The sequence below is a fragment of the Phocaeicola sp. ICN-14070 genome (genome assembly GCF_037892625.1).
In the GTDB taxonomy this organism is placed as follows: domain Bacteria; phylum Bacteroidota; class Bacteroidia; order Bacteroidales; family Bacteroidaceae; genus Phocaeicola; species Phocaeicola plebeius.
Genome location: NZ_JBBKBF010000028.1, coordinates 23,174 through 47,932, shown reverse-complemented (window position 1 = coordinate 47,932; position 24,759 = coordinate 23,174). Strand labels below are relative to the sequence as shown.

The 24,759-nt window shown below is 42.5% G+C and carries 16 protein-coding genes and 1 pseudogene; 9 read left to right on the top strand and 8 right to left on the bottom strand.

Annotated elements, in window-relative coordinates; translation table 11 throughout:
- Positions 1 to 726: pseudogene (locus WKT20_RS09390) on the top strand (sialate O-acetylesterase); the annotation flags it as partial.
- A 68-nt stretch (positions 727 to 794) separates the two neighbouring features.
- Here WKT20_RS09390 and WKT20_RS09385 read toward each other — a convergent pair.
- Positions 795 to 4,877 carry a hybrid sensor histidine kinase/response regulator transcription factor gene (locus WKT20_RS09385; protein WP_340417273.1) on the bottom strand — a complete coding sequence of 1,361 codons (4,083 nt, stop codon included), beginning with the start codon at positions 4,875 to 4,877 and terminating at the stop codon, positions 795 to 797.
- Between the two features lie 360 nt (positions 4,878 to 5,237).
- Between WKT20_RS09385 and WKT20_RS09380 the strand changes: the two genes are divergently transcribed.
- From WKT20_RS09380 to WKT20_RS09355, 6 genes are all read left to right on the top strand, one after another.
- The gene (locus tag WKT20_RS09380; RefSeq protein WP_340417270.1) at positions 5,238 to 6,860 is read left to right on the top strand and encodes a sialate O-acetylesterase; all 1,623 of its coding nucleotides are present in this window, start codon (positions 5,238 to 5,240) and stop codon (positions 6,858 to 6,860) included.
- 9 nt (positions 6,861 to 6,869) lie between these two features.
- Complete coding sequence (locus tag WKT20_RS09375) at positions 6,870 to 8,366, top strand: MFS transporter (protein WP_117700498.1); 1,497 nt, start codon at positions 6,870 to 6,872, stop codon at positions 8,364 to 8,366.
- 15 nt (positions 8,367 to 8,381) lie between these two features.
- Positions 8,382 to 9,530 (top strand): endo-1,4-beta-xylanase, encoded by a 1,149-nt coding sequence (locus WKT20_RS09370; RefSeq protein ID WP_418944810.1) that lies wholly within the window; start codon positions 8,382 to 8,384, stop codon positions 9,528 to 9,530.
- Between the two features lie 39 nt (positions 9,531 to 9,569).
- Entirely contained in the window at positions 9,570 to 10,547 is a 978-nt protein-coding gene (locus WKT20_RS09365) for a glycoside hydrolase family 43 protein (protein ID WP_118244341.1), read from the top strand.
- A complete protein-coding gene (locus tag WKT20_RS09360; RefSeq protein ID WP_340417269.1) occupies positions 10,540 to 12,552 on the top strand; it encodes an alpha-glucuronidase in 2,013 nt (670 codons plus the stop codon). The genes WKT20_RS09365 and WKT20_RS09360 overlap by 8 nt, the downstream gene beginning before the upstream one ends.
- Before the next feature lie 144 nt (positions 12,553 to 12,696).
- A complete protein-coding gene (locus WKT20_RS09355; RefSeq protein WP_340417268.1) occupies positions 12,697 to 12,999 on the top strand; it encodes a GNAT family N-acetyltransferase in 303 nt (100 codons plus the stop codon).
- Positions 13,000 to 13,016: 17 nt separating this feature from the next.
- Here the strand turns inward: WKT20_RS09355 and WKT20_RS09350 are convergent, their stop codons facing one another.
- From WKT20_RS09350 to WKT20_RS09320, 7 genes are all read right to left on the bottom strand, one after another.
- Positions 13,017 to 15,158: a cation:proton antiporter gene (locus WKT20_RS09350; RefSeq protein ID WP_278454410.1), complete on the bottom strand. Its 2,142-nt coding sequence runs from the start codon at positions 15,156 to 15,158 to the stop codon at positions 13,017 to 13,019.
- Positions 15,159 to 15,242: 84 nt separating this feature from the next.
- Positions 15,243 to 16,394: an AMP-binding protein gene (locus tag WKT20_RS09345; protein WP_340417271.1), complete on the bottom strand. Its 1,152-nt coding sequence runs from the start codon at positions 16,392 to 16,394 to the stop codon at positions 15,243 to 15,245.
- A gap of 1 nt (position 16,395) precedes the next feature.
- The gene (locus WKT20_RS09340; protein ID WP_340417267.1) at positions 16,396 to 17,454 is read right to left on the bottom strand and encodes an o-succinylbenzoate synthase; all 1,059 of its coding nucleotides are present in this window, start codon (positions 17,452 to 17,454) and stop codon (positions 16,396 to 16,398) included.
- 88 nt (positions 17,455 to 17,542) lie between these two features.
- The gene (menB, locus tag WKT20_RS09335) at positions 17,543 to 18,367 is read right to left on the bottom strand and encodes a 1,4-dihydroxy-2-naphthoyl-CoA synthase (protein ID WP_117700506.1); all 825 of its coding nucleotides are present in this window, start codon (positions 18,365 to 18,367) and stop codon (positions 17,543 to 17,545) included.
- 4 nt (positions 18,368 to 18,371) lie between these two features.
- Positions 18,372 to 20,036 (bottom strand): 2-succinyl-5-enolpyruvyl-6-hydroxy-3-cyclohexene-1-carboxylic-acid synthase, encoded by a 1,665-nt coding sequence (menD, locus tag WKT20_RS09330; protein ID WP_117700507.1) that lies wholly within the window; start codon positions 20,034 to 20,036, stop codon positions 18,372 to 18,374.
- 19 nt (positions 20,037 to 20,055) lie between these two features.
- The gene (locus tag WKT20_RS09325) at positions 20,056 to 21,189 is read right to left on the bottom strand and encodes an isochorismate synthase (RefSeq protein ID WP_118165623.1); all 1,134 of its coding nucleotides are present in this window, start codon (positions 21,187 to 21,189) and stop codon (positions 20,056 to 20,058) included.
- Complete coding sequence (locus WKT20_RS09320; RefSeq protein WP_007561498.1) at positions 21,186 to 21,599, bottom strand: PaaI family thioesterase; 414 nt, start codon at positions 21,597 to 21,599, stop codon at positions 21,186 to 21,188. The genes WKT20_RS09325 and WKT20_RS09320 overlap by 4 nt, the downstream gene beginning before the upstream one ends.
- A gap of 251 nt (positions 21,600 to 21,850) precedes the next feature.
- On the opposite strand from WKT20_RS09320, the gene WKT20_RS09315 reads away from it, so the two are divergent.
- Both WKT20_RS09315 and WKT20_RS09310 read left to right on the top strand, forming a co-directional pair.
- Positions 21,851 to 23,902 (top strand): tetratricopeptide repeat-containing sensor histidine kinase, encoded by a 2,052-nt coding sequence (locus WKT20_RS09315; RefSeq protein ID WP_340417266.1) that lies wholly within the window; start codon positions 21,851 to 21,853, stop codon positions 23,900 to 23,902.
- On the top strand, positions 23,899 to 24,657 hold the full coding sequence (locus WKT20_RS09310) for a LytR/AlgR family response regulator transcription factor (RefSeq protein ID WP_340417265.1): 759 nt from the start codon (positions 23,899 to 23,901) through the stop codon (positions 24,655 to 24,657). The genes WKT20_RS09315 and WKT20_RS09310 overlap by 4 nt, the downstream gene beginning before the upstream one ends.
- Positions 24,658 to 24,759: the final 102 nt, after the last annotated feature.

The following is a 24,759-nucleotide window of genomic DNA, read 5'->3' as shown; positions in this document are numbered from 1 at the left end:
AATATGGAGGGAAATGCAAAAATAGAAGCGTGTGATACGGTGAATGTAACTCCGCGTTTCAAGGTGCTTCAAGCTGTAGATTGCCCGGATTTAGGACGGGAAAAAGGTAAGTGGTACACTGCTGTTCCTCCTTTGGCAAGATGTGGAACGGGTTTAACTCCAGCAGACTATTTTGGACGAACATTGGCAGATAGCCTTCCAGCTGATGTAGAAATAGGTGTTATTAATGTGGCTGTGGGAGGATGTAGAATAGAATTATTTGATAAGGATAATTATGCTTCGTATGTGGCCGGATCTCCAGATTGGTTAAAAAATATGGTCGCTGAGTATGATGGAAATCCTTATGCCAGATTAATCGAGCTTGCTAAACAAGCTTCTCGGTGTGGAGTTATAAAAGGTATACTTCTTCATCAAGGAGAATCCAATACCGGAGATCCGGATTGGCCGATGAAGGTAAAAAAAGTATACGATAATATTCTTTCAGACCTTGGTTTGCAGCCTAACTCATTGCCTCTTTTAGTTGGTGAGCTTGTTTCTGAAGGGCAAGGGGGAGCTTGTGCATCGATGAATCCGGTGATTCAGAAATTACCTGAAACGATTCCTGTAGTACATGTGGTTTCTTCTGAAGGATGTGAGGCCGTATCCGATCGATTGCATTTTAGTGCAGCTGGCTATAGAGAACTTGGCAAGAGATATGCCCTTACCAGGCTTGAACTTTTGAAAAAGAGTAAGTAATAGGGTATTATACGAAGAGAGGAGATAGACTCGGTCAACCCCGTCTATCTCCTCTCTTTTTATTCATCTTTCTTCTCCTCTTCTTTTTCTTTACAGCGTTCCGTATATTTACTGGGGGATACTCCGTACAATTCTTTGAATGCATTGGAGAAGTAAGTTGTATTGTTGAAACCTACCAGTTGGGCTATTTCAGACATACTGTAATTCTTCTCAGATTTCAGCAGGATTTCTGCTTGTTTCAGTCTGATATTCCTGATAAAATCCCGGGTAGACTGGTTGGTCAGTTCTTTTAGTTTTCTGTATAGGTGTACACGACTTATACCCACTTCGGCTGCAATCATTTCTGCATTTAAATCTGGATTATTCAGGTTCTTATTGATTACTTTTAGAACCTTTTGCATCAGCTTTTCATCTGCAGACTGAGGTTGTGCCACTTCAATATTGTTGTTTTGTTCTTGTTTTCCGCTAAAGTTATTGCGTAATATTTCTCTGTTTTTAATCAGGTTTTCAATAGTTGTTATTAAAATATCCAGGTTGAAAGGTTTGGCTATATAGGCGTCTGCCCCTAGGGAAAGTCCTTCGATATAATCCTTTTCACTGTTTTTGGCGGTAAGAAGGATTACCGGGATATGATTGGTTTTGATATTCTGCTTTAATTTACGAAGCAACGTGATACCGTTTACTTCCGGCATCATGATGTCACTTAGAACCAAATCAGGCATGTGGTGCATAATAAGGTCGAGTGCTTCCTTCCCGTTGCTACAACTTAACACACGGAAATGACTTCCTAATTCAGTGAGCAGATAATTTCGTATCTCATCTTCATCTTCTACAATTAATATAGAATGCTTTTTCCTGATTACTTTTTTAGTGCCGTCTTCGCTATTTTCGTTTTCTTCAATAGAAGCCGGAATATGTTGTAGAGGCTGATCTTCAATGGATGGTTGCTCTGAAATATTCTTATTACTATTCTGATAAAGTTCTTCGGTTGACAGATGGCTACATCCCAATGGAATATGGATGGTAAAACTACATCCGGACTTGTTTTCATTGTTCTTGACCGTGATAGTACCATGATGCATCTTTATGAGCGACATAGATAGATGAAGTCCGATTCCGGTTCCTTTGCTTCGTGACCGGTCATCGCTTATTTGATAGAATCTTTCAAAAATACGTTCCATCTCACTTTCCTTTATGCCGGTTCCATTGTCTTCAATAATGATTTCTGCATAGTTATTCAATGGATAAACATTTGAAGAGTTATTGACGGAGTTGATATATATGTTGATTTCTCCTTCATTCTGGATATGTTTGAAGGAGTTTGAGAGTAAATTAAAGATTACTTTGTCAAAGTTATTAGGATCCAGCCAAACTTTCAGGCTCTCCATTTGGGTTATAATGTTTAATTTAGCTCCTTTAGCAGCTGCTTGATATGCAAATGTATTTTTTATGTCATTGATAAAGCTGATTAAATCCACTTCTGTGAAACTTAGCTTCATTTGGTTCTTATCTATCTTTCTGATGTCCATTAATTGGTTGATCAGGTTTAGAATTCTTTGCGCATTACGTTCTATCAATGAATAGCTTTTTTGTCTTTCGCTGTCATTATCTGTAGATATTAATTTCTGTAATGGGCTGATAATTAAAGACATCGGAGTTCTGATTTCGTGAGAAATATTAATGAAGAACTGTAATTTACTTTCATTAATCTCTTCCAAGTGTTTGTGCTTTAGCATCTCCTGTCTTACTCTGTATTTTTCTTTAGCCTGATGTATAAAGATGGCTATTATACTAATGATGATTAAGATATAGATAACCCATGCCAGACTGGAGTTGTACCATGCAGGATGTATATTAATGACTATTGTCTTTATTTTAGATTCAGAAGTGCCATTGATTGCTTTTACTTTAAATTCGTATTTTCCTACAGGAAGATTACTGAAGGAAACACGGGAGCTTCCTTTGGGCAAAGAGTTCCATGTTCCATTATTCATGGAATATAAATAGTTTTGTGGGGAAATGAAATTGTCTGTAGCAAATTCTATATAAAACGAATTGTCATAGTGGGACAGATTGATTTCTTTGGTATGAAATATATCATTATCTATCACATGATAACTTCCGGATTGAGTCATTTCGTTGACTGCTTTATCATGCAGATAGAAACCGGTAATTCTTATATTGCTTTGAAACTTCTGTGTTTCGATGTCATTCGGGTTAAAAAAGACAATACCATTGGTTCCTCCAAACAGAATTTTTCCGTCGGGAGATATGCAATAGGCATTTCTTGAAAATTCATTATTGTATAATCCGTCTGATGCAAAGAAAGGAATAAACGATTTGTTGTGTGAATTATATTTGGCAATTCCCTGACTTGTACTTACCCATATATCCTTGTTTTTATCCACAATGATTGATGAGATCAGATTATTGGGGAGTCCATTGTGAGTTGTAAATTTCTCAATTATATTCAAATTATAATCCATTACATAAATTCCTTCCGGGGTTCCTGCCCATATATGGTCGTCTGGCCCTTGTGCAATGGTATTTATACTTAAGCCTATGAGCACTTTTTCCTTACCTACGACTTTGAGTTTCTCAGTATCTATGCATTTAATACCATCATAAGTACCTATATACAATCGTCCGTTTGGAATATACAATAAAGTATTAATCCATTGATTGATTTCTTTCTCTGATAGAGCCTGATGTACTTTCAGGTCACTATAAGAAGCCGATGAAGCTGGTAAATCTACATAATAAAGCCCTGTTCCCATTGTGCCTATCCACAATCTTTTATGAGGGTCTTCTACGAATCTATATACTTTTGTTATTTCATTCCCTTCATTATTTCGCAGTGAAGTTTTTGAAAGTTTGTTTGTTTGCGAATCGAATAAAGATATTCCACTAAGGTATGAACCTATCCATACCTTTTTATTGGAGTCTTCAAAAAGGCACATGACGGTAGGAGGAACATCCGGGTTTTTATCTTGAGTTAGATGTTGAATAAAGTTGTAGTTTTTGTCTAATAAATAAATACCATCATTGTCTGTACCTACAATTAGTTTACCCTTATCTGTGGTTTCGCACAAAGCTGTAATACAATTGCTTCCTATGTAATTTCGGATAGATGAGAAGTTTCCGATGTAGTTAAACATATTCGCTTGTGAAGGAATAAATGCTACTCCTTTCTGGTAGATACCAATCCAAAGATTATTGCTGCTGTCTGTCAGCAAAGAATGTACTTTGCTTTTCTTGATGTTTATGTTGTCTATGTAAAAATCCGTGTTGGCTATGGATTTTTTTGAAATGTCATAAGCTACAATTCCTTCTCCATCAATACCAATCAGCATGAGATTATTATTCTGCTTAAATACTTTAATGGGGAAACTGGAATGAAATATTTGATGAAAGGTGTCATCTTCTTGATTGTATATAAATACTCCTCGTCCGCTGGTTCCTGCATATATATTGCCATTTGAGTCTTCTGTACAACAATTGATAAATTGATTTCCATAAGGCTTTCCAAGAGTATAGTGATGAATTTTTTTATTTTTGTCAATTCTGACCACTCCATGGTATTCCGTACAAATCCATATATTCCCCTTATGGTCTTCCATGATATCATTGATAGTATGTCCAATTAAAGATGTATTCCAATCTTTAACTTGAAAATTTCCACTATCGTTAAAAGATAGTTCTTTGATGCCATACCCACTTGTTCCTATTAATATGCTGCCGTCGCTGAGCTGTGCAATACTTTTATTGTTGTATTCATAACTTGAGTTGGATTTATTAATTGTAATGAAAGAATCTGATTTATAATTGTAAATCTGAAGTCCTTTGATTGAAAGTACGTACAAATTGCCTTTGGCGTCCTGAAATGTTCTGTATACATGATTCCCAAGTAATGAAGTAGAATCATTGAAATGATTTTTGTAATTAACAAATTTGGCGCCATCGTATTTGTTTAATCCATCTTCTGTAGACACCCATATATATCCTTTGGAATCTTGGTATATATGGTTAATCATACTGCTGGATATATCTCCATGAGTTGAATATAACTTACAAAACTGTCCTTTACAAAAAAGAGGTAGAAAACACAGAAAGATGATTAAAATAAAAGTTTTGTTTTTCATTATCTGTATCATAAGTTTACACTTGGTTATTTCCCTAATGGATAAGTTTGTTGAAATGTACGTATTGTTAGTGATGCAAAGTAAATTCTTTTTTTTCATTTCTCAATGAAAAGTAAAGGAATTAAATAGATACTTTTTATAGAGTTTCTGGTATAGGGCGGTGCTTAAAATAAGCAGTGTATGTGGACGTTAATACCCTTATTGTAGAGATGGTGTAACATATACATATGCTTTTTGTTACAATAGAAAATGAAATGTAACCATAGATGTAAGCTTGGTATCCTGTCGGACATACGTATTAATAACCTTTCCCTATTTTTGTTACAGTGAAAAATCAATGAAAAATACAATGAAAAGTATATGAAAACACATTTTATTATTAAACGTTTTTTATTAGGCTTAGCCTTGCTTGCTTCTTGTGATTTTGGAGCTTTTGCAAAGGTGGTTTTACCGGTGCTGGTATCAGACGGTATGGTGTTGCAGCGAAATGCTCCGTTAACAATATGGGGTAAGGCTGATCCGTCTGAGAAGGTTTGTGTAAAGTTTCAGAAGAGGCAATATAAGGTAACGGCGGATGAGAATGGGAAATGGGCTGTAACACTGCCTGCTATGAAAGCCGGAGGACCTTACTCTATGACAATTAACGACATTGTTTTAAATGATATTCTCGTAGGAGATGTCTTTTTATGTTCAGGTCAGTCTAATATGGAACTTCCGGTTAATCGAGTAATGGATAAATATGCAGACGAGATAGAAGGATATGAAAATACCTCTGTTCGATATGTGAAAGTTCCTTATTCGTATGATTTTTCTCAACAGAAAGAAGATATTCGTCCTGTAACCTGGCGTCCGATGACGACCGAAAATGTAAAAGATTTTTCTGCGATATGTTATTTCTTTTCCCGGTTGCTGGAAGAAAAGACTAATGTGCCGGTAGGTATTATTAATGCAAGTTGGGGAGGAACTCCGGTGGAAGCTTGGGTTAGTGAAAAAGGATTGCAAAACTTTCCGGAGTATGTACATCAGAAGGCCTTGTATGAGGATACAAAATTAGTTTCTCGGATAACAGAAACTGAAAGGCTGCATCAACAGGCATGGAATAAAGTATTGTATAAGTCTGATGCAGGACTTCATGGTGTGACACCCTGGTATGCGGAGGATTATGATGATTCGGATTGGGAAAAGGTAGATATGTTTTCAGATAACTGGGCCATTCGTAATGGCCGTCCTTTGAACGGAGTTCATTGGTTCAGGAAGGACTTTTTTGTACCAGAGGACTGGAGTGGAAAAGAAGCCGTTTTACGTTTAGGGTGCATTGTGGATGCAGACTCTGTGTTTGTAAACGGACATTTCGTCGGCACTGTTTCCTATCAGTATCCTCCTCGTATTTATAAAGTACCTTCCAAGTTGCTGAAGAAGGGAAAAAATCAACTTACTGTACGGTTGTTTAGTTATGGAGGGCGTCCTTCTTTTGTAAAGGAAAAGCCTTATAAGTTGATTTGTGACGGGAAAGAAGTAAATCTGGAAGGGGGATGGAAGCACAAAATAGGTACGGTGATGCCCCCTTCTCCTTCTTCTACAGCCTTTCATTACACTCCTGTTGGCTTGTATAATGGTATGATTTATCCATTATGTCATTATACGTTCAAAGGAGTGGTGTGGTATCAGGGAGAGTCAAATGTGGGCCGTTGGAGCGAATATTCGTCTTTGCTCAGTGCATTGATAGCCGACTGGAGAACACTTTTCAAAGATGAAACTCTTCCTTTCTATATCATTGAATTAGCTGATTTCCTGGCATCGGATGATCCGGGAAGAGCAGCATGGGCTGAGTTGAGAAAACAGCAGGCGAAAACTGCCCGTGAGAATGCACACGTTACACTGATAAAGAACAGTGATACGGGAGAATGGAATGACATTCATCCTTTGGATAAAAAAACAGCAGCTACCCGTCTGGTGGAAGCAGTAATACAGAATGAAAAATAATAAACAGATATGAGTAAGATTCAGAATCAGAAAGTATCCATGGCCGAAAAGGTGGGCTATGGATTAGGAGACTGTTCCGCAAATCTGGTATTCCAGATGATGATGATTTACCAGACCAAATTCTATACGGATGTGTTTGGGCTGGAAGGAGCAATTGCAGGAACCGTCATGTTGGTAGCACGTATTGTGGATGCGTTTGTAGATCCCACTGTCGGTATTTTGTCTGACCGGACTCAGACGAAATGGGGAAAATATCGTCCATGGGTATTATGGACAGCACTTCCTTTCATGGTGTTCTATGTATTGGCCTTTTACAATCCGGGTATTGAAGAAAAAGGACTGGTAGCATTGTATGCTACAATTTCATACACCTTGCTGATGACGATGTATTCTTTTAATAATACACCTTATTCTTCATTGGGAGGAGTCATGTCGTCAGATATTAAAGAACGTACCAGTATTACCTCTGTGCGTTTCGTCTTTTCTACGATTGCACAGTTTGTGGTACAAGGGCTTACCTTACCGTTGGTCAGCAAGTTTTCGGAAGGTAGTGACAAGGCACATGGCTGGCTCTGTACCATATCCTTGTTTGCTGCCGTTGGTTTCTTGTTTTTGGTAATTGTATTTTTCTCGGCAAAAGAACGTATTACTCCGCCTGCCAATCAGAAAAATGATACCCGTCAGGATATAAAAGATGTATTAAGCAGTGTGCCCTGGCGTGCCATGTTTGTCTTGACTCTTTTTGTGTTCATCACACTGGCTATGTGGGGAAGTGCCATGAACTATTATTTTGAAAACTATGTGGATAAGGCAGCTTTGTTTACTTTCCTGGATAATATCGGGTTGGTAGCCACTGACGGTGGAACTTCAGTCGGGTATCATATACTTGATGCTTTCGGGTTGATTGTAACTTCTCCGGACAAAGCATACGAAGTGGGCTTTGGCGTATTCAATATGGTGGGAGCCTTGGTTCAGTTTTTCGGCGTAATTTGTTTATCAGAATTTTTAGCCAACAAATATGGCAAGAAGCGTACGTTTATTGTATGTCTTGCGCTGACGGCTATTTTCACGGCTTTGTTCTATTTCCCTTCAAAATACGATATTGAAATGATGTTCGTATTGAACTTCTTGAAAAGCTTGGCCTATGCACCTACAGTTCCTTTGCTTTGGGCTATGATTGCCGATGTGGCCGACCATTCGGAATATATCAATTACCGTCGTGCTACGGGATTTATCTTTTCAGGAGTGGTGTTTGCCCTGAAAGCCGGATTAGGTATTGGAGGAGCTGTATTGGGCTTCTTGCTGTCGGGATTTGGTTATGTTTCTGGAGTGGATATAGCTCAAAGTGATACAGCTGTTCATGGCATCATTCTTTCATCAAGTCTGATTCCAGCCGCATTCTTTTTTGTTGGTGTGGTGGCATTATGTTTCTATCCTATCAGTAAAGAATACAATGAGAAAATGCAGGCAGAATTAACTGCTCGAAGAAGTAAGAGTGACTATTAATTAAGAAAAAGCTATATGAGGAACAAACACATTGCATCATGGATGCTGTGCAGCCTGTTTATTATGGGGTGCGGGAGTAAGGTTTCTGATACGGTTGTATCAGAGAAATCTTTGAAAGAGGTTGTAGGAGACAAGTTTTTAATGGGGGTAGCGCTGAATGTACGTCAGTCATCTGGTGTTGATACTTCAGCAGTGAAGATTGTGAAGCAGCATTTCAATTCCATTGTGGCAGAGAACTGTATGAAATGCGGAGAAATTCAGCCTAAAGAGGGAGAGTTCCATTTTGAGGATGCCGACCGCTTTGTGCAGTTCGGAATAGATAATGGAATGACGGTGATAGGACATTGCTTGATTTGGCATTCTCAGCTTCCGGACTGGTTCTGCGTAGATGAAAAGGGTCAGAATGTTTCTCCTGAAAAGTTGAAACAGCGTATGAAAACGCATATCCAGACCGTTGTAGGACGATACAAAGGAAAGGTAAAAGGCTGGGATGTGGTGAATGAAGCTATTGTGGAAGACGGCTCTTATCGCAAAAGTAAATTTTATGAAATCTTGGGAGAAGAGTTTATTCCACTGGCCTTCCAGTATGCGCACGAGGCTGACCCGGATGCCGAACTTTATTATAATGATTATGGTATGGACGTGCAGGGTCGTCGGGAAGGAGTTGTGAAGCTTGTCCGTTCATTGAAGGAAAAAGGATTGCGTATTGATGCTGTAGGCATGCAAGGACACATGGGAATGGATTACCCCGACATTCAGAAATTTGAAGAAAGTATGCTTGCTTTTGCTTCTGCTGGTGTCAAGGTGATGATTACAGAATGGGATATGAGTGCGCTGCCTACTGCACTTCGCAGTGCCAACATTTCGGATACGCTTGCGTTTAAGAAAACATTGAATCCTTATCCGAAGGAACTTTCTGACTCTGTCAGCCAGGCATGGAATAAAAGAATGCAGCAGTTCTTCCAGCTTTTTGAAAAGCATGCCGATATTGTGACGCGTGTAACGGCATGGGGAGTTACAGACGGAAATTCATGGAAAAACGATTTCCCGATTCGTGGAAGAAGAGACTATCCTTTGCTTTTTGACCGAAACTATCAGCCTAAGGAGTTTATACAGAAAATGATAGATAAGCAGTCGGATACGACAGCTATTGCACAGAAATAACGTTTAACAGGAGACAGAGTCTCGTAAATCAATATAAAAATGAAAAAGGAAGAAAGATATTTGTTTCCTGCCGACTATATGGCAGATCCATCAGTACATGTATTTAACGGACGTTTGTATATTTATCCTTCACACGACCGTGAATCAGGTATTCCTGAAAATGACAACGGTGACCATTTTGATATGAATGATTACCATGTATTGTCAACGGATGACGTGATGCAGGGTGAAATTGTCGATCATGGAGTAGCTTTGAAGGTTGCTGATATACCTTGGGCCGGACGCCAGCTCTGGGACTGTGACATTGCTTGTAAGGATGGAAAATATTACTTGTATTTTCCGTTGAAAGACCGGAATGATATTTTCCGTATGGGGGTAGCCATTAGCGATAAACCTGAAGGTCCGTTTATTCCTCAGCCCGATCCTATTCGTGGAAGCTACAGTATTGATGCGGCAGTTTTCCGCGATGATGATGGAAGCTATTACATGTATTTTGGCGGAATCTGGGGAGGACAGTTGCAGCGTTACCGTGATAACAAAGCCATTGAAAGTCCTTGTCTCCCAGCTGATAATGAACCGGCTTTGCCCAGTCGTGTGGTAAAATTATCGGATAATATGTTGGAATTTGCAGAAGAACCCCGTCCGGTCATCGTATTGGGAGAAGATGGCAAACCTTTGTTTGCAGGCGATCCGCATCGTTTCTTTGAGGCTTCGTGGATGCATAAATATAAAGGTAAATATTATTTCTCTTATTCTACGGGCGATACCCATCTGTTGTGTTATGCGGTAGGCGACAATCCTTATGGACCGTTTACATATCAGGGAGTAATTCTGACTCCGGTAGTAGGATGGACTACCCATCACTCTATTGCAGAATATAAAGGAAAGTGGTATCTTTTCCATCATGATTGTGTTCCTTCAGGTGGAAAGACCTGGCTTCGCAGTTTAAAAGTGGTTGAATTGGAATACGATGAAGAGGGTAAGATTCAGACCATAAAAGGAAGTGCGGATGAATAAAAAGTACTTGTTGGGTATATGTCTTTTGTCTTTCGGACTGACCTTATTTGCGGAAGATGGAAGTAAACTCTGGTTGCGACAGGCGTCTTGTGAAAAGGCGTCTGTCTGTTGTTCAATTTCTTCTCCTACCATTACCATAGCTCGTGAGGAACTGGCCTCTTTATGGCGTGGAAAGGCGGTTGAACTACAACTGTTTGCTGATGAAGTTCATCACAAGCTGGGGAAGGAAGGGTACACCATACGTACTTCCGATGAAAAGATAGTACTTGGCTCTACTACTGAACAGGGTTTGCTTTATGCGGCCTATCATCTTTTACGCTTGCAGGCAGAAGGGGCAGATTGTACCCGTCTGGATCTTGCAGAAAAACCAGCCTTCGATGTACGTGTACTGAATCATTGGGATAATCTGGATGGTACGATAGAGCGTGGATACGCCGGTAAGTCCTTGTGGCAGTGGGACGAACTTTCAGATACTATGTCGGCACGTTATCAGGAGTATGCCCGGGCCAATGCTTCGGTTGGTATCAACGGGACAGTGCTTAACAATGTCAACGCTTCGGTTAAAATACTTTCCAGCGAATACCTTGAAAAGATACGCGTGCTTGCGGATATTTTTCGGCCGTATGGAATAAAAGTCTATCTTTCGGTCAACTTCGCTTCTCCCATGCAGTTGGGAGGATTGTCTACAGCCGATCCGTTGAATGAGGAGGTCGTTGAGTGGTGGAAAAAGAAGGTACATGAGATTTACAGTCTTATTCCTGATTTTGGAGGTTTTCTGGTCAAGGCTAATTCAGAAGGACAGCCTGGTCCGTGCGATTACGGGCGTACGCATGCCGAAGGAGCGAATATGATGGCAAGGGCCCTGAAACCCTACGGAGGAATCGTGATGTGGCGTGCGTTTGTGTACAGTCCGTCGGATGCCGACAGAGCCAAACAGGCTTATCTGGAGTTTAAACCTTTGGATGGAAAGTTTTTAGATAATGTGATTGTGCAGGTGAAAAACGGTCCGATTGACTTCCAGCCGAGAGAACCTTACAGTCCGTTGTTTGGTGCGATGCCCCACACCCCGTTGATGGCTGAATTTCAGGTTACACAGGAATACTTAGGGCATTCCAATCACCTGGCTTACCTGGCTACTATGTGGAAGGAGTTTTATCGGTATGTGTCTCCTGCTTCTTTAAAAGGGGTGGCTGGAGTGGCCAATATAGGTGATGATACCAACTGGTGCGGACATGATTTTGCACAGGCTAACTGGTATGCGTATGGCCGGCTGGCATGGAATCCTTCGCTTTCTTCTGAAGAAATAGCTAAAGAGTGGCTGGCACAGACTTTTACGTCCGACCCTAAGTTCGTAGAGCCCATGACGCAAGTAATGATGGATAGTCGGGAGGCGGTGGTAGATTACATGATGCCGTTAGGATTACATCATATTTTTGCCTGGAGTCATCATTACGGACCAGAACCCTGGTGTGAGGTACCGGGTGCCCGTGCAGATTGGTTGCCGTCGTATTATCATCAGGCAGACAAAAAAGGTTTGGGGTTTGACCGGAGCCGTTCTGGAAGTGATGCGGTGTCTCAGTATCCAGACTCTTTAGCCCACGTATTCAATTCATTGGAGCTATGTCCGGAGGAATTTTTGTTGTGGTTTCATCATGTAGACTGGAATCATTCATTAAAGTCTGGACGTACTCTTTGGGATGAATTGTGTTATAAATATCAGCAAGGCGTTGATAAGGTACGTGAATTTCAGAAAGTGTGGAACCAGATGAAACTGTATGTGGATGAGGAGCGTTTTCAGGCGGTGGCTAAACGGCTGGATATTCAAGCGAATGATGCGGTGTGGTGGAAAGATGCTTGTTTAGAGTACTTTCGTATCTATTCTCGTAAGAAGTACCCTAAAGGTGTAGATATGCCTAAATTCAGATTGAAAGATCTGAAAAAAGTGAAATTGCCGATTACTAACTACGAGTGTCCCTCGGCGAATATACTTCCAAAGAAAAAATAATTTTTGTATGATGTTTGTAATCGGAGGAAACTGATATTCTTTAGTCATGATAAGGAACGGAAATTTCATTGATTTTTAGCTTTATTCTTTTGTAAAAATAAGAATATTTCCTATCTTGTATGCAGTTTACTAAAAAGAAAAGATATGGAAGTAAAACATGATGAGTCCCAGCAGGAGTTCTATGTGGAACTGGAGGGGCATAGAGCCCATGTGAGTTATAAAATTCACGACGAAGGGCTGGATATCCGACACACGATTGTGCCGGAAGCTATTGGAGGGAAAGGCATAGCTTCTGCGTTAGTACAGGCAGCTTATGATTATGGACGATGTAAAGGACTGAAGGCTATTGCTACTTGCTCTTATGCTGTGGTATGGTTGCAGCGGCATCCAGAATATCAGGGAGAAGTGAGCAGTGATTATATTGGAAAAGGAAGCTGTGCCTTGTAAGGGCACAGCTTCCTTTTTTAATTGCGATAGATTTTCTTTTTCTTAATAAAAAACAGCCATCGCAAGAAAGAAGCGGTGAAAGTATGGCTGAATGAATTGATTTCATCCGTACGTTCGTCAATGTCGTCCAGGATTCTTTCTGCATCTTTCTCGGAAAGCATACCGTTACTGATAAGCTGTTTTACAGTGTGGCGCTCATTGCTCAGTAGCATGCGGATGGACTTGATGGTCAGTGCATGGCCGTATGCTTTGGGGAAATTATCGGCCAGGTTATTGATAAAGGCACTCATGCGATTGATATTGTCATTTATCTCTTCCCGTAGTGTGTCCAGCACGGAGTCCTGTTCGCCGGTCACCCATTCTGATGCACGCAGGTCCTCCAGTAGTTTCAGACTTCCTTTCTGAAGAATAATGAAGCCACGGCCTAAGTCGTACACCACCGTGATGCGTTCGCGGAAATAGAAGGTCATCCAGTTTTGCAGATAAGGAATATTTCGCAGTGTGTTCAGCAGGTCTGTACGCTGGCAGAACTTGAAAATGGAGGTACGAACGTTCAGCGGGTAGTTTCCGTCGTGGTCATACAATTCATCCAGCGAGTTCATGAGCCGGAGGAATACGGGTTTGGAGATGACTCCTTCTTCATAGATTTCCCGGCAGATGGCTTTTTCCTTATCCAATACACGCAGACGGATTTCCGGCAGCATGGCTTTGTTTTGTGGATTTTTGGCCGGCTCCTGCGGTTGTGCGGTCATGTAGCTTTCCACTTTGTGCCAGTTGGCTCCTTCTAAGGCGTCTCTCTTTTTCAACCCTTCCAGATATTTTTCGGAATTCTCGCGTATTGATTTCTCTATACGATAGGCCAACATGGTGCGTGCAGAAGGTACGTGAGTCAGTCCCAAGCGGTTCAGCAGTGCGCGCATGGTGGTGGCATTGATGCAGAGTGTCAGGGTAACGATGCCGGCCGTGAAGAACAATACCTGGCTGCGGATGTCCTCCGGAATAGCCGGGGTATAAGATACCATCAGGGCCAAGATCATGGCCAATGCACCACGTAATCCTCCCCAGGTAAGGATGACCGATTCGCGTCGGGTCAGTCCGTATCCCAAGCGTTTCATCACAGGGTAGAGCAGCATAATCATAGCAAAGCGGATAAAGTTAAGAGCGATGTAGATAAGTATCAGCACGCCTAATGCTCCCCAGGAGAAATCCACTTTTTCGGCAATGACTACTCCTACCAGGATAAAAATCAGGGTATTGGCTATGTAGGTCAGCAACTCCCAGAAATGTTCCATGAACGTATTCACTTGGGGTTTCAACCGGGGCTTTCCTACGTAAGTGACGGTCAGTCCGAAAGCCACGAGGGCAATCACTCCCGATACGCCAAGATAATATTGGGAGAGAATGAAGGTGAGGTAAGCCGCTAAGATGATAACACTGTTCTGTACCATCTCTTCCGAGTTGATGCGCGTGATGAACCAGATGACAATCCGTGCCAACAGAAAGCCTAAAAGGGTACTGAGGCCCACTTCACGGATAAACGTAATGACAGGAGAGGCATGAGTAGCTTCTCCGGCGGCGTATGCTCCGAAGAAAAGCATGAAGCAGACGATGCCCGTACCATCGTTCAGCAGGGATTCTGCATCGACAAGGGTGGAGAAGCGTTTGCTGGTTTTCAACTCGTGCAGCAGGGCTACTACGGCTACCGGGTCGGTGGCACTGATCAAGGCTCCGAACATCAGTGCAAATGCCCATGTCCACGATTCAAAACCGGGGATGAAGGTCGCTACTCCCATCATGAGGGCGCCCGTCAGCAGCATGCAGATGATAAGTCCCGGTGCCGACAACAGGGTAGCGTTGGCCAATGTTTTCTTGAAAATGTGCAGGTTGAGTTCGTAGGCTGCATCGAAAATCAGGATGGGCAGGAAAAGATAAAGAATCAGGTCGGGATTGATATTGGCGACGGAACTGACCGCATCATGCAGTTCCGGTAGCGATTGAAAGACGCCTGTACGGTTCATGACTCCTAAAATGATTCCAATGGCAAACAGACCTACCGTGTAGGGCAGGCGGCTGTGCTTGAGCAATGATTTCAGTATTGCTCCGATAATGAGCCCCCCGATAGTCAGCAGCAAGGGGGCGAGGAAAGTGTATTCTTCCATAGTTTTGATGTCGGCTAAAAAATGAGCATTTGAATTTTAAACAAAGTTAAAGAATCAAATGCTCATATACAAGGGGATTTTCACTTATTTCTTTTTCGTACTTGCGATTTCTAGGGCCACTTTCCGTGCGGTGGCACGGTCGGGTTTTCCGGTTTCGGTTTGTGGAAGATGCTGGAAGAAGAAGGTCTGTTTCGGTCGCCAATAGACCGGAAGTTGGTTGTAAGCCTGTGCTAACAGAGGGGGAACATCGGTCTGTTCTTCGCTTTCCAGCAGCAGGACGATGCATTCTCCAAACTTCGGGTCGGGCACGGCAGTCACCATGAAGGGAACCGGCAGCGCAGTTTTCAGTGCATTCTCCACCTGCTCAATCTGTACCTTCACTCCTCCGGTGTTGATGGTATTGTCTTTCCGTCCTAAGATATGAAACTGTCCCTGGGCATTGAACTCACAGATGTCGTTTGTTATCAGTTTCTCTGCACAAACGGCTGGTGCTTCAATGGTCAGGGTGTTTTCCGGAGAGAGTGAAACCTTGACTCCCTGGAAGGGGGTGTACCAGTCGGAGGCATTCGGTCCGTTCAGCCGTCGCAGGGCGATGTGCGAAAGAGTTTCGGTCATTCCGTAGGTGCTCCATACGGCATAAGGAAATGACGCTAATTCCGTGGATAATGTACTGTCTATTGCTCCACCGCCGATAATGAGATGACGTACTTGTTTCAGGCATTCCTTTTCGGCAGATACTTGTAGCGAGTTGTATACCTGCATGGGTATCATGGCAGCAAACTCAGGGGCGGTATTTATTTCTGCCAAAGGATGTCCGCAAGGAGCAACAGGTAACAAGTTCAGGCCGGCTACCAACGCACGGACGACCACCATTTTTCCGGCAATGTATTTCAGAGGCATGCAAAGCAAGGCGGTGTCTCCCTGTTTCAGACCTAAAAAACGGACTGTCAGCATGGCACTTTGCATCATGCGCTGTTTTTCTACCCGGAGTGGTTTGGGCGTTCCGGTGGAGCCGGAGGTATGCACCAGTACGGTAGTGCTGTCGTCAAACCATTCTGCTAAGAAATCGGCAAGTGAAGCTTGGAAGCTGTCTGCTCCATATTCCGCATGGAATCGTTTTTGCAGCAGACTTTGTGATTCGCCTTCAGGTATCCGGACTTCGTGAGCGGTGTAGCATTTCCCGTCAATCAAAATGGACTGACGGGCTATTTCTGTAATAAATGGAGTGGCACTCATATCAGATGGTTTGCAGATAAGTCGGGAAATCGGGCGTTTTTTCTTCAGGATGGAACCACAGACAATCGCTTTCAATGTGCAACGGGTAGTCAATGTTGTCGGTGAAAAGCATACCGGTGCCCAAACCCTGAGGCATTTCAGGCCGAAGAGTGGCACACCACTGTGCGATGGCATTGAGTCCGATATTGGATTCTAAGGCGGAGGTTACCCAATAGCCTATGCCTCTTTCCTGAGCCAATGTAATCCATTCTTTGCTTCCCTGAATACCTCCGTGCAAGGACGGCTTTAAGATGATGTATTGTGGGCGGATGGTGTCCAGCAGCTGGATTTTCCGTTTCGTTTCATTTACTCCAATCAATTCTTCATCCAGTGCGATAGGGAAGGGCGAAGTGGCACACAGTTCTTTCATGACCTCCCATTGGCCGGCGCGTACGGGCTGTTCGATGGAGTGAAGCTGAAATTCGTTCAGTTGTGTCAGTTTCCGTAAGGCATCTTCCGGACTGAAGGCTCCGTTGGCATCCACCCGGAGTTCGATGTCGGCAGCTGAGAAATGGCGACGGATGTGAGCCAGCAGTTCCAGTTCACGCTCAAATTCAATTGCGCCGATTTTCACCTTGATGCACCGGAATCCGGCTCTCATCTTTTCTTCAATGCGGCGGTACATTTCATCGAAATTTCCCATCCAGATGAGTCCGTTGATGGGAATACCTTGTTCACCGCGACTGAAAGCGGTATCCCAAAACTGCAGACTGTTTGCTTGCAGATGGGCAAATGCGGTTTCCAGTCCGAATAATATAGAGGGGTAAGGACGAAGTGCTTCATAATCAATGTAGCCATTTGCAGCTGTTTTCTCACAGATTTCAGCTAGCAGGCGAGGATAATCGGGCAGGTCGTCGCAGCTTAACGCGGGCAGCGGAGCACATTCACCTACGCCATATTGTCCGGTTTCAGTGTCGGTAAGTAGCAGATACCATACCTGCCGGGTGTGATATACTCCGCGTGAAGTACCGGCCGGTTGTTTGAAATGAAGTGTGCGCGGAATGATTCTCAGTGTGTGCATATGGGTCTGTTGTGAAGGGAATAAAAGCGGACAGAAAGCGGAAGTGGTTTCTGCTTTCTGTCCGATAAAAAATGAGATGAGAGAATAATCAGGGGAATTTAGGGTATTTGCTCCAGTCGGGTTTCCGCTTTTCGAGGAAAGCTTTTCCACCTTCCTGTGCTTCTTCCGTCATGTAGTAAAGCATGGTTGCGTCACCGGCGAGTTCCTGAATACCAGCCTGTCCGTCGAGTTCTGCATTGAGTCCAGCTTTAATCATTCGCAGGGCGAGCGGACTGTGCTGCATCATGGTTTCAGCCCATTCTACCACTTCATCTTCCAACTGGTCGAACGGTACGACTTTGTTGACCAGCCCCATATCCAGTGCTTCCTGGGCAGAATACTGGCGGCAGAGGAACCAGATTTCGCGGGCTTTCTTCTGGCCTACGATACGAGCCAGATAAGAAGAACCAAATCCGGCATCGAAGCTGCCCACGCGAGGCCCTGTCTGACCGAAGATGGCATTTTCTGAAGCAATGGTCAGGTCGCAGACTACGTGAAGCACGTGTCCACCACCGATGGCATATCCGTTGACCATGGCAATCACCGGTTTTGGGATGGAACGAATCTGTTTCTGTACGTCGAGCACATTCAGGCGGGGAACTCCGTCAGTGCCTACGTATCCGCCGTGGCCTTTCACGTGCATGTCGCCTCCTGAGCAGAAAGCCTTGTCGCCAGCTCCTGTCAGTACGATAACATTGATGTCCTGACACTCGCGGCAGTAATACAATGCGTCACTGATTTCAGTAGTAGTGGTCGGAGTGAACGCATTGCGGTATCTCGGGCGGTTGATGGTAATCTTGGCGATTCCCTTATAAAACTCAAAAAGAATATCCTGGTATTCCTTGATGGTTTTCCATTCTCTGGATTGTGACATATTGCTATTTTTTTAGGTTGTGATAATACGTTTTCAGGTGTTCGATGTCCTTGTCCTTTTCTGTAAATACTTCCATCAGCATAGGCTGTGAGGTAATGGATGGCTGGGTGAATATCTCTACTGCCTGGTCAAGTTCCTCTTCATTGTGGACAGAAAGGTACTGGAATCCCCGGTCTTCAGCCCATGCTTTGGCAGAAGTGCGGTGAGTGGCCGTAATGAAGCGTCGGCTACTGTCTGCCATTTCCAGCCCTGGAAGCGCATGGAATATTTCTCCACCTTCGTTGTTGAGGAGCAGGATGCGTACGTTGCTTCCATAGTTGGCATTCCAGAGTGCGTTCATGTCATAGAAGAAACTCAGGTCGCCGATGAAGATGAAATTGAGCTTGTCGGACGCCGTAGCATAGCCGATGGCAGTAGATAAAGAACCTTCGATGCCATTGGTTCCCCGGTTGGATAACACCTCCACGTCGTTTGGCAGAGGGAACAACTGGGCGTAACGCACAGTGGAGCTGTTGGCCAGGTGAAGGGAACAAGGAGTTGGCAGGTGATTGATGACTTTCCCGATGGCCCTCATTTCGGAGTAGGGGAATACGGCTTGCGGAATATTCTTCGACAGAGCCTCCCATGTGCGGGGATATTCCGGTGTGCGGCTGTCCATCATCGGAGCTATCTTTTCTAAGAACTCAAACGGGTCCATTTCAATCACGGTGGTCAGTGAACCGAAAAGGTCTGCTACCTGTCCGTCAGTAGCCACGTGCCAGTGTTCTACCGGCGGATGACGGCGAAGGAATTTCTTCAATCGTTTGGAGATGATATGTCCTCCGTAAGTAATCAGTAACTCCGGACGCATCTTCTGCTGGGCTTCGAAATCCATAGAGCAGAGCAATGGCTCGATGTTGCGGATAGGCATGCCCGGAATGGTCTGGTTGCTGATATTCTCGGTAAACCAGGCAAAATGCTTGTAGAGCATCTTGGTGTATTTCTTTTCAAACAAGTAAATCAGGTTCATTTGCCCCACTATGACCATCCGTCGCTGGTAGCGGTTCAAGCGGTCGATGAGTGGCTGGTAGTCCTTGTCGTACACATTCAGCCCCTGATAGCGGGTAATGACACGTGCTTCAGGAAGTTCCGTGACCGGTAGCTTGAAAAAAGGTTCACTGATAGGTACATTGATATGTACAGGTCCTTTTCCGTGATGGTCAAGTTCCATGAGTGCCTCGTTGATGAGGCGGTTGCAGTACCATTCGTCTTCTTCACTCTGTACTTCTGGCAGGTTGACTGATTTTTTCACCAAACTTCCGAATACGCCAGGTTGAGGAAGTGTCTGTCCGTCCATTTGGCCAATCCATGCGGCAGGGCGGTCGGCCGAAATGACGACAAGCGGTACCTGCTGGTAGAAAGCTTCGGCTACGGCCGGGTGGATATTGAGCAAGGCTGTACCTGATGTGCAGCAGATGGCAGCCGGGCTACCTCCGTTCAGTGCCAGTCCCAAGGCAAAAAATCCTGCACTTCGTTCGTCTGTGACGGGGTAGCAGGTAAATTCCGGAATATTGACCAGCGTTTGCACGATCGGGATATTCCGGCTTCCGGGGCATAGCACAATTTTTTGTATCCGGTGCGCCTTTAGTAGCGCCACAAGCTGAAGAATATTTTTCTTGTCTGTGTACATGATTTTTAATATGTTAGATTTACAGGATATTTCGCATGGTATTCATTTTTTGCTGTGTTTCTTCCCATTCTGCATCAGCTGTGGAATCGGGAAGAATACCTCCTCCTGCATAGAGTGTCGCTTTCTTATTTTCTATGTGCATACACCTCAGGTTGACATAAAGTGTGGTGTCCCCTTCGGGATCTATCCATCCGATGATGCCTGAATAGAAAAGACGGTCGTGTGGCTCTGTATCCAGAATGAACTGGTAAGCTTCTTCTTTAGGCAATCCGCAGACAGCTGGAGTAGGATGCAATTCTTGTAATACATCGCCCAGATGAGAAGTATCTTTCAGACAGAAATGGAAATCCGTTTTCAGATGGACTAACTGACCGGCACGTGCGGTATACGGACCTTTTTCGGTCAGTTTGCTGCCAAACTTTTTGATAGCCTTACGGATATATTCTCCTACAAAGGCCTGTTCCTCTTTGTTCTTTTTACTCCATTCTGTAGGCATGATTTCTCCTTGCATAGGCATAGTTCCAGCCAGTGCTACTGTATGCCAGTCTTTTTCGTGTCCGCTGAGTATAATTTCGGGGGTACTGCCTATCCATGTGCCGGTACTAGGGGTATGGCATAGCGAAATCATCATTCGCGGATAGCTGTTGCAAGCCTTTATAAAGGCAGAAAGAGGAGAAAACTGTTCATTAATTGCCTGTGTGGTACTTCTGGATAGCACAAGTTTTCGGAACTGCTTCTCTTTAAGCGGCATGATGAAACGGCTGAATGTTTCGGTGTACAAGTCTTTTTCTTCTTTTTCAGAAGTTGTATAAGATTCTTGTACACTTTCTTGTGCAGTGGCATGAGAATCTGTATACTGCGGATGGCGTGTAATCCATTCTTGCAGGACCGATTTTATTTCTCCCCAGTCGTGTGCCTGTATGTCCGGACGGATTAATGTAGCCGGGCGGAATGAGGTGAGATGAAAAGGAGAAAGAAGAAATCCTTTTTTCTGATTTAACTCATTCAGGCTACTGATACATTCAGGTTGGCCTTCCTCTTGCATGATGAGAATGGGTTCATCAGTCCAAGGAAGTCTGTACAACGCAAAAGATACGTTGCTATGGGTGAATGAGTCAATAAGATGGTGATATATAGTTTCCGGCGTTTTCATGGTCTTTTCTTGACTATTTGATTGACAATGCGAGCTGTAGAAATTAGTTTTCCTTCCTGGTTGGTAATATCTACATTCCACAGGTGAGATGTCCGTCCACGATGGATGAGACGTCCGGTGGCTATGACAAATTCTCCTTTTGGAACCATGTGAAGATGATTGGCGCTGACTTGAATACCACAAGGCATTTCATTTGCACTGCATAATGGAATGGAGCCATGTCCGGCTACGATTTCTGCGAGGGCTAGAGATGCACCGCCATTAAGTATGCCAAATGGTTGGCAGGTCCTTTCGTCTACCGGCATTTGGGCTTTGACATATCCCTCTTCCATTTCGAGGAACTGAATGCCTAGATGTGCTCCCATGGAATGAGCCAAATCTGGCAATTCGTAAGAGGATTTACCGTTCATTTGTATGTATAGTTCTTGTTTCTAGTTGCAAATGTACATATTTCCCAGCAAACATGGGGGCGCTTTGTCCAATAATTAAAAAGTTTACAGGTATTTTACCGATAAGAATGTATGATAAAAAGCTATGTTTTGATAACTTATTTTGTCTATTTGTAAATCTTTTTTTACGTCTTATGCGAAAAAATTAGACTTTTTTTGTAGCCTGAATAGTTTTACGTATTTTTGTTTGGTTAATACTTGGGTAGAGATATATGAAACTGAATGTGAGGAATCATTATATCGTTATATGGATTAGCTGTTTGTGTTTCTTTTCTGCCATGATTGGGTGTAGGGGAAAGAGAGAGGTAAACAGGGTGGACTCAATAGAGAAACTTTATCAGCAGATGGAGCAGTTGTCGGCTGATTCTCCGGAAAAGGTAAATCGGATGGTTGATACATTACTCCCTTCCGTTACAGATAGTATGATGTATTATCGTTTGCTTTTTTTGAAAGTCAGAAACTGTTTTCTGTCTTTTAAGCTTGATTCAGCAGATTATTTCATGGATAGAATCAGTTCTTTCTGTGACAGACATCAAGGTAGTCAGGAGATAGACCGATTGTATGCATTGGTGTATAATGCACGTGGAAATATTTTTGTGCGTACCTCTCAAGTGGATTCTGCCTGTTATTGCTATCTGAAATCCTTTGACTATGCTAATCGTGGAGGTAAAAGGGAGGTTTTGCCCGATATTTGTTTGAATCTGGCCGATGTATATGTCAAACAGGGACGTTACGATTTAGGCTCTTTGTGGTATAATCGCTCACTTACCATTGCCGATTCTTTGAATATGCCAGATGAGCAAAGGTTTCCTGCTTATTATGGTTTGGCTCAAGTAAATATGGAGTTAAGGGATTTCTCCGCATGCGATTATTATTATGATTTAGCCTATAAGTATTATGATAAAATGCATCCTTTTGAGAAGCATATTTACCTGAATAATAGGGGTAATTCTTATTATTACAGGCAAGACTATATGACAGCGTTGAAGTATTTTCGTCGTTCATTGGCCGTGGTGAATCAATATCCCGATATGACCTTTGAACGAAATTTGACCATGATTAATTTGGGTGAAGTTTTTCTCCTTCTGAATAACACGGACTCTGCTTCTTATTATTTGCAAAAATGCCGAGGCTTTTTTGATTCTATACATCATTCTACGGCGTTATATTGTATTGATACTCAACTTATGGAACTGGCTCTTAAGCAAGGAAATGTAGCATTGGCCAGAGAACGTTTAAAAAAGGCTGTTAAATATGACGAGGTGGAACCTAACATGATTCACGTACGTAATCGTTATTTACAGCGTTATTATGAGAAAGTTGGGGATTATAAACATGCTTATCATTATTTAAAGGAAAATCATCGTATAGATGATTCCATTCGGAATGAAAGGGTAAAAATGAGGGCTGCAGAAATTGAGCTGAAATATACTCAGGATAGTACGTTGATGAAAAAAGAAATCTCTATTCGAGAAAAAGAAAATCAGGTACTTCAGTTACATCAGTTGATGTATGGAATTGTGGGAGGATGTTTTTTGTTGATAGCTGTTGTGTCTGCAGTCATATTGTATCGTAAGCGACAGAGAGATAGAGAACAATGGCGCATGCAAAATGCCATGACCTCCTTGCGTTTGGAAAATGTACGAAACCGGATTTCTCCTCATTTCATTTTTAACGTATTAAATCGTGAAATGAATTTGCATAAGGGAGATAAAGAGAGTCAGAACTTGATTGGACTTACAAAATTAATACGTCGTAATTTGGAACTGACAGATTGCTTGGCAGTGTCATTGGCTGATGAATTAGACTTTGTAGATACGTATGTAAAATTGGAAAGACAGTCGTTAGGTTCTGAGTTTGAGTATCGTCTGGATTTGGCTGAACAACTGGATTTACAAGAAATGAAGGTTCCTTCTATGTTGTTGCAAATACCGGTGGAAAATGCAATTAAGCATGGTCTGCGTTTAAAAGAAGGAAAGCGCTTGTTGCTTATACAAGTTCATAAATTAGAAAACAATCAGGTGGAGATTGTGATTTGTGACAATGGGGGAGGTTACCGTAAAACGAGTGTAAGCTATGGAACAGGAACTGGCATGAAGGTAATAACGCAGATTATTCAGTTATTGAATATGTATAATTCTCGTCCTATTCTTATGAAAATTAATAATGTACTTATCGGGGAAGAGAAAGAAATGGGATGTGAAGTACGTTTTGTGGTTCCTTTGGATTATTCATATCAATTAAAGAAAAACAGAAAAGTATGAATGATAAGATTAAGGCTGTCATCATAGATGACGAAGAAACAGCCATTGATAACCTTTGTTTTGAGCTTAAAAAATATCAGTGGATTTCTGTAGATGGTATTGCCCGTAATGGCAAATCGGGGATTCGTTTAATAGAAAAGGAACGTCCGGATTTATTATTTTTGGATGTGGAACTTCCGGATATGTTAGGGATGGACTTGGCTATTAAGGTGCATGAATTTCAGAACTGGGATATGCATATAATTTTTTATACTGCCTATAATAAGTATCTGATTGATGCATTGCGTAATTATGCTTTTGATTTTCTGTTAAAGCCTGTTGCCCCGAAGGAGTTATCGGTGGCTTTGGAGCGTTTGCGGTCTGCAGATGGTATTAAAAGTCCGACAAATATCCAGTCGGATGGTGGACGAGTTGGAGAAAAATCGTTTATGGTAGTGACTCCAATGGGAGACTTACGCGTGTTACGTGTGTCGGATATCGGATATTTTCGGTATGTTTCCGATCGTAAAATTTGGGAAGTGGCTTTGGTGAACGGTTCTTTTATTCCTTTAAAACGGAATACAAGGGCTGAAAATTTGTGCGCTTATGATTCTGCTTTTGTACAGGTTCATCAGTCTTATATTATAAATATGAACTATTTGTTGATGGTTCAGGGATGTCAGTGTGTGATGTATCCGCCTTTTAATAATGTAGATGAAGTACAAGTTTCTAAAAAATTCCGTAAGGAAATGATGGAACGTTTCTGTCAGTTGTAGTAAAATGTTTTTTTATCCACTTAGTATCAAAAAACGATTGTTTAGTATTAAATATATAATGTTTGGTTAGCGTGCTTTGCTTACCTGTTTCTTCTATATTAC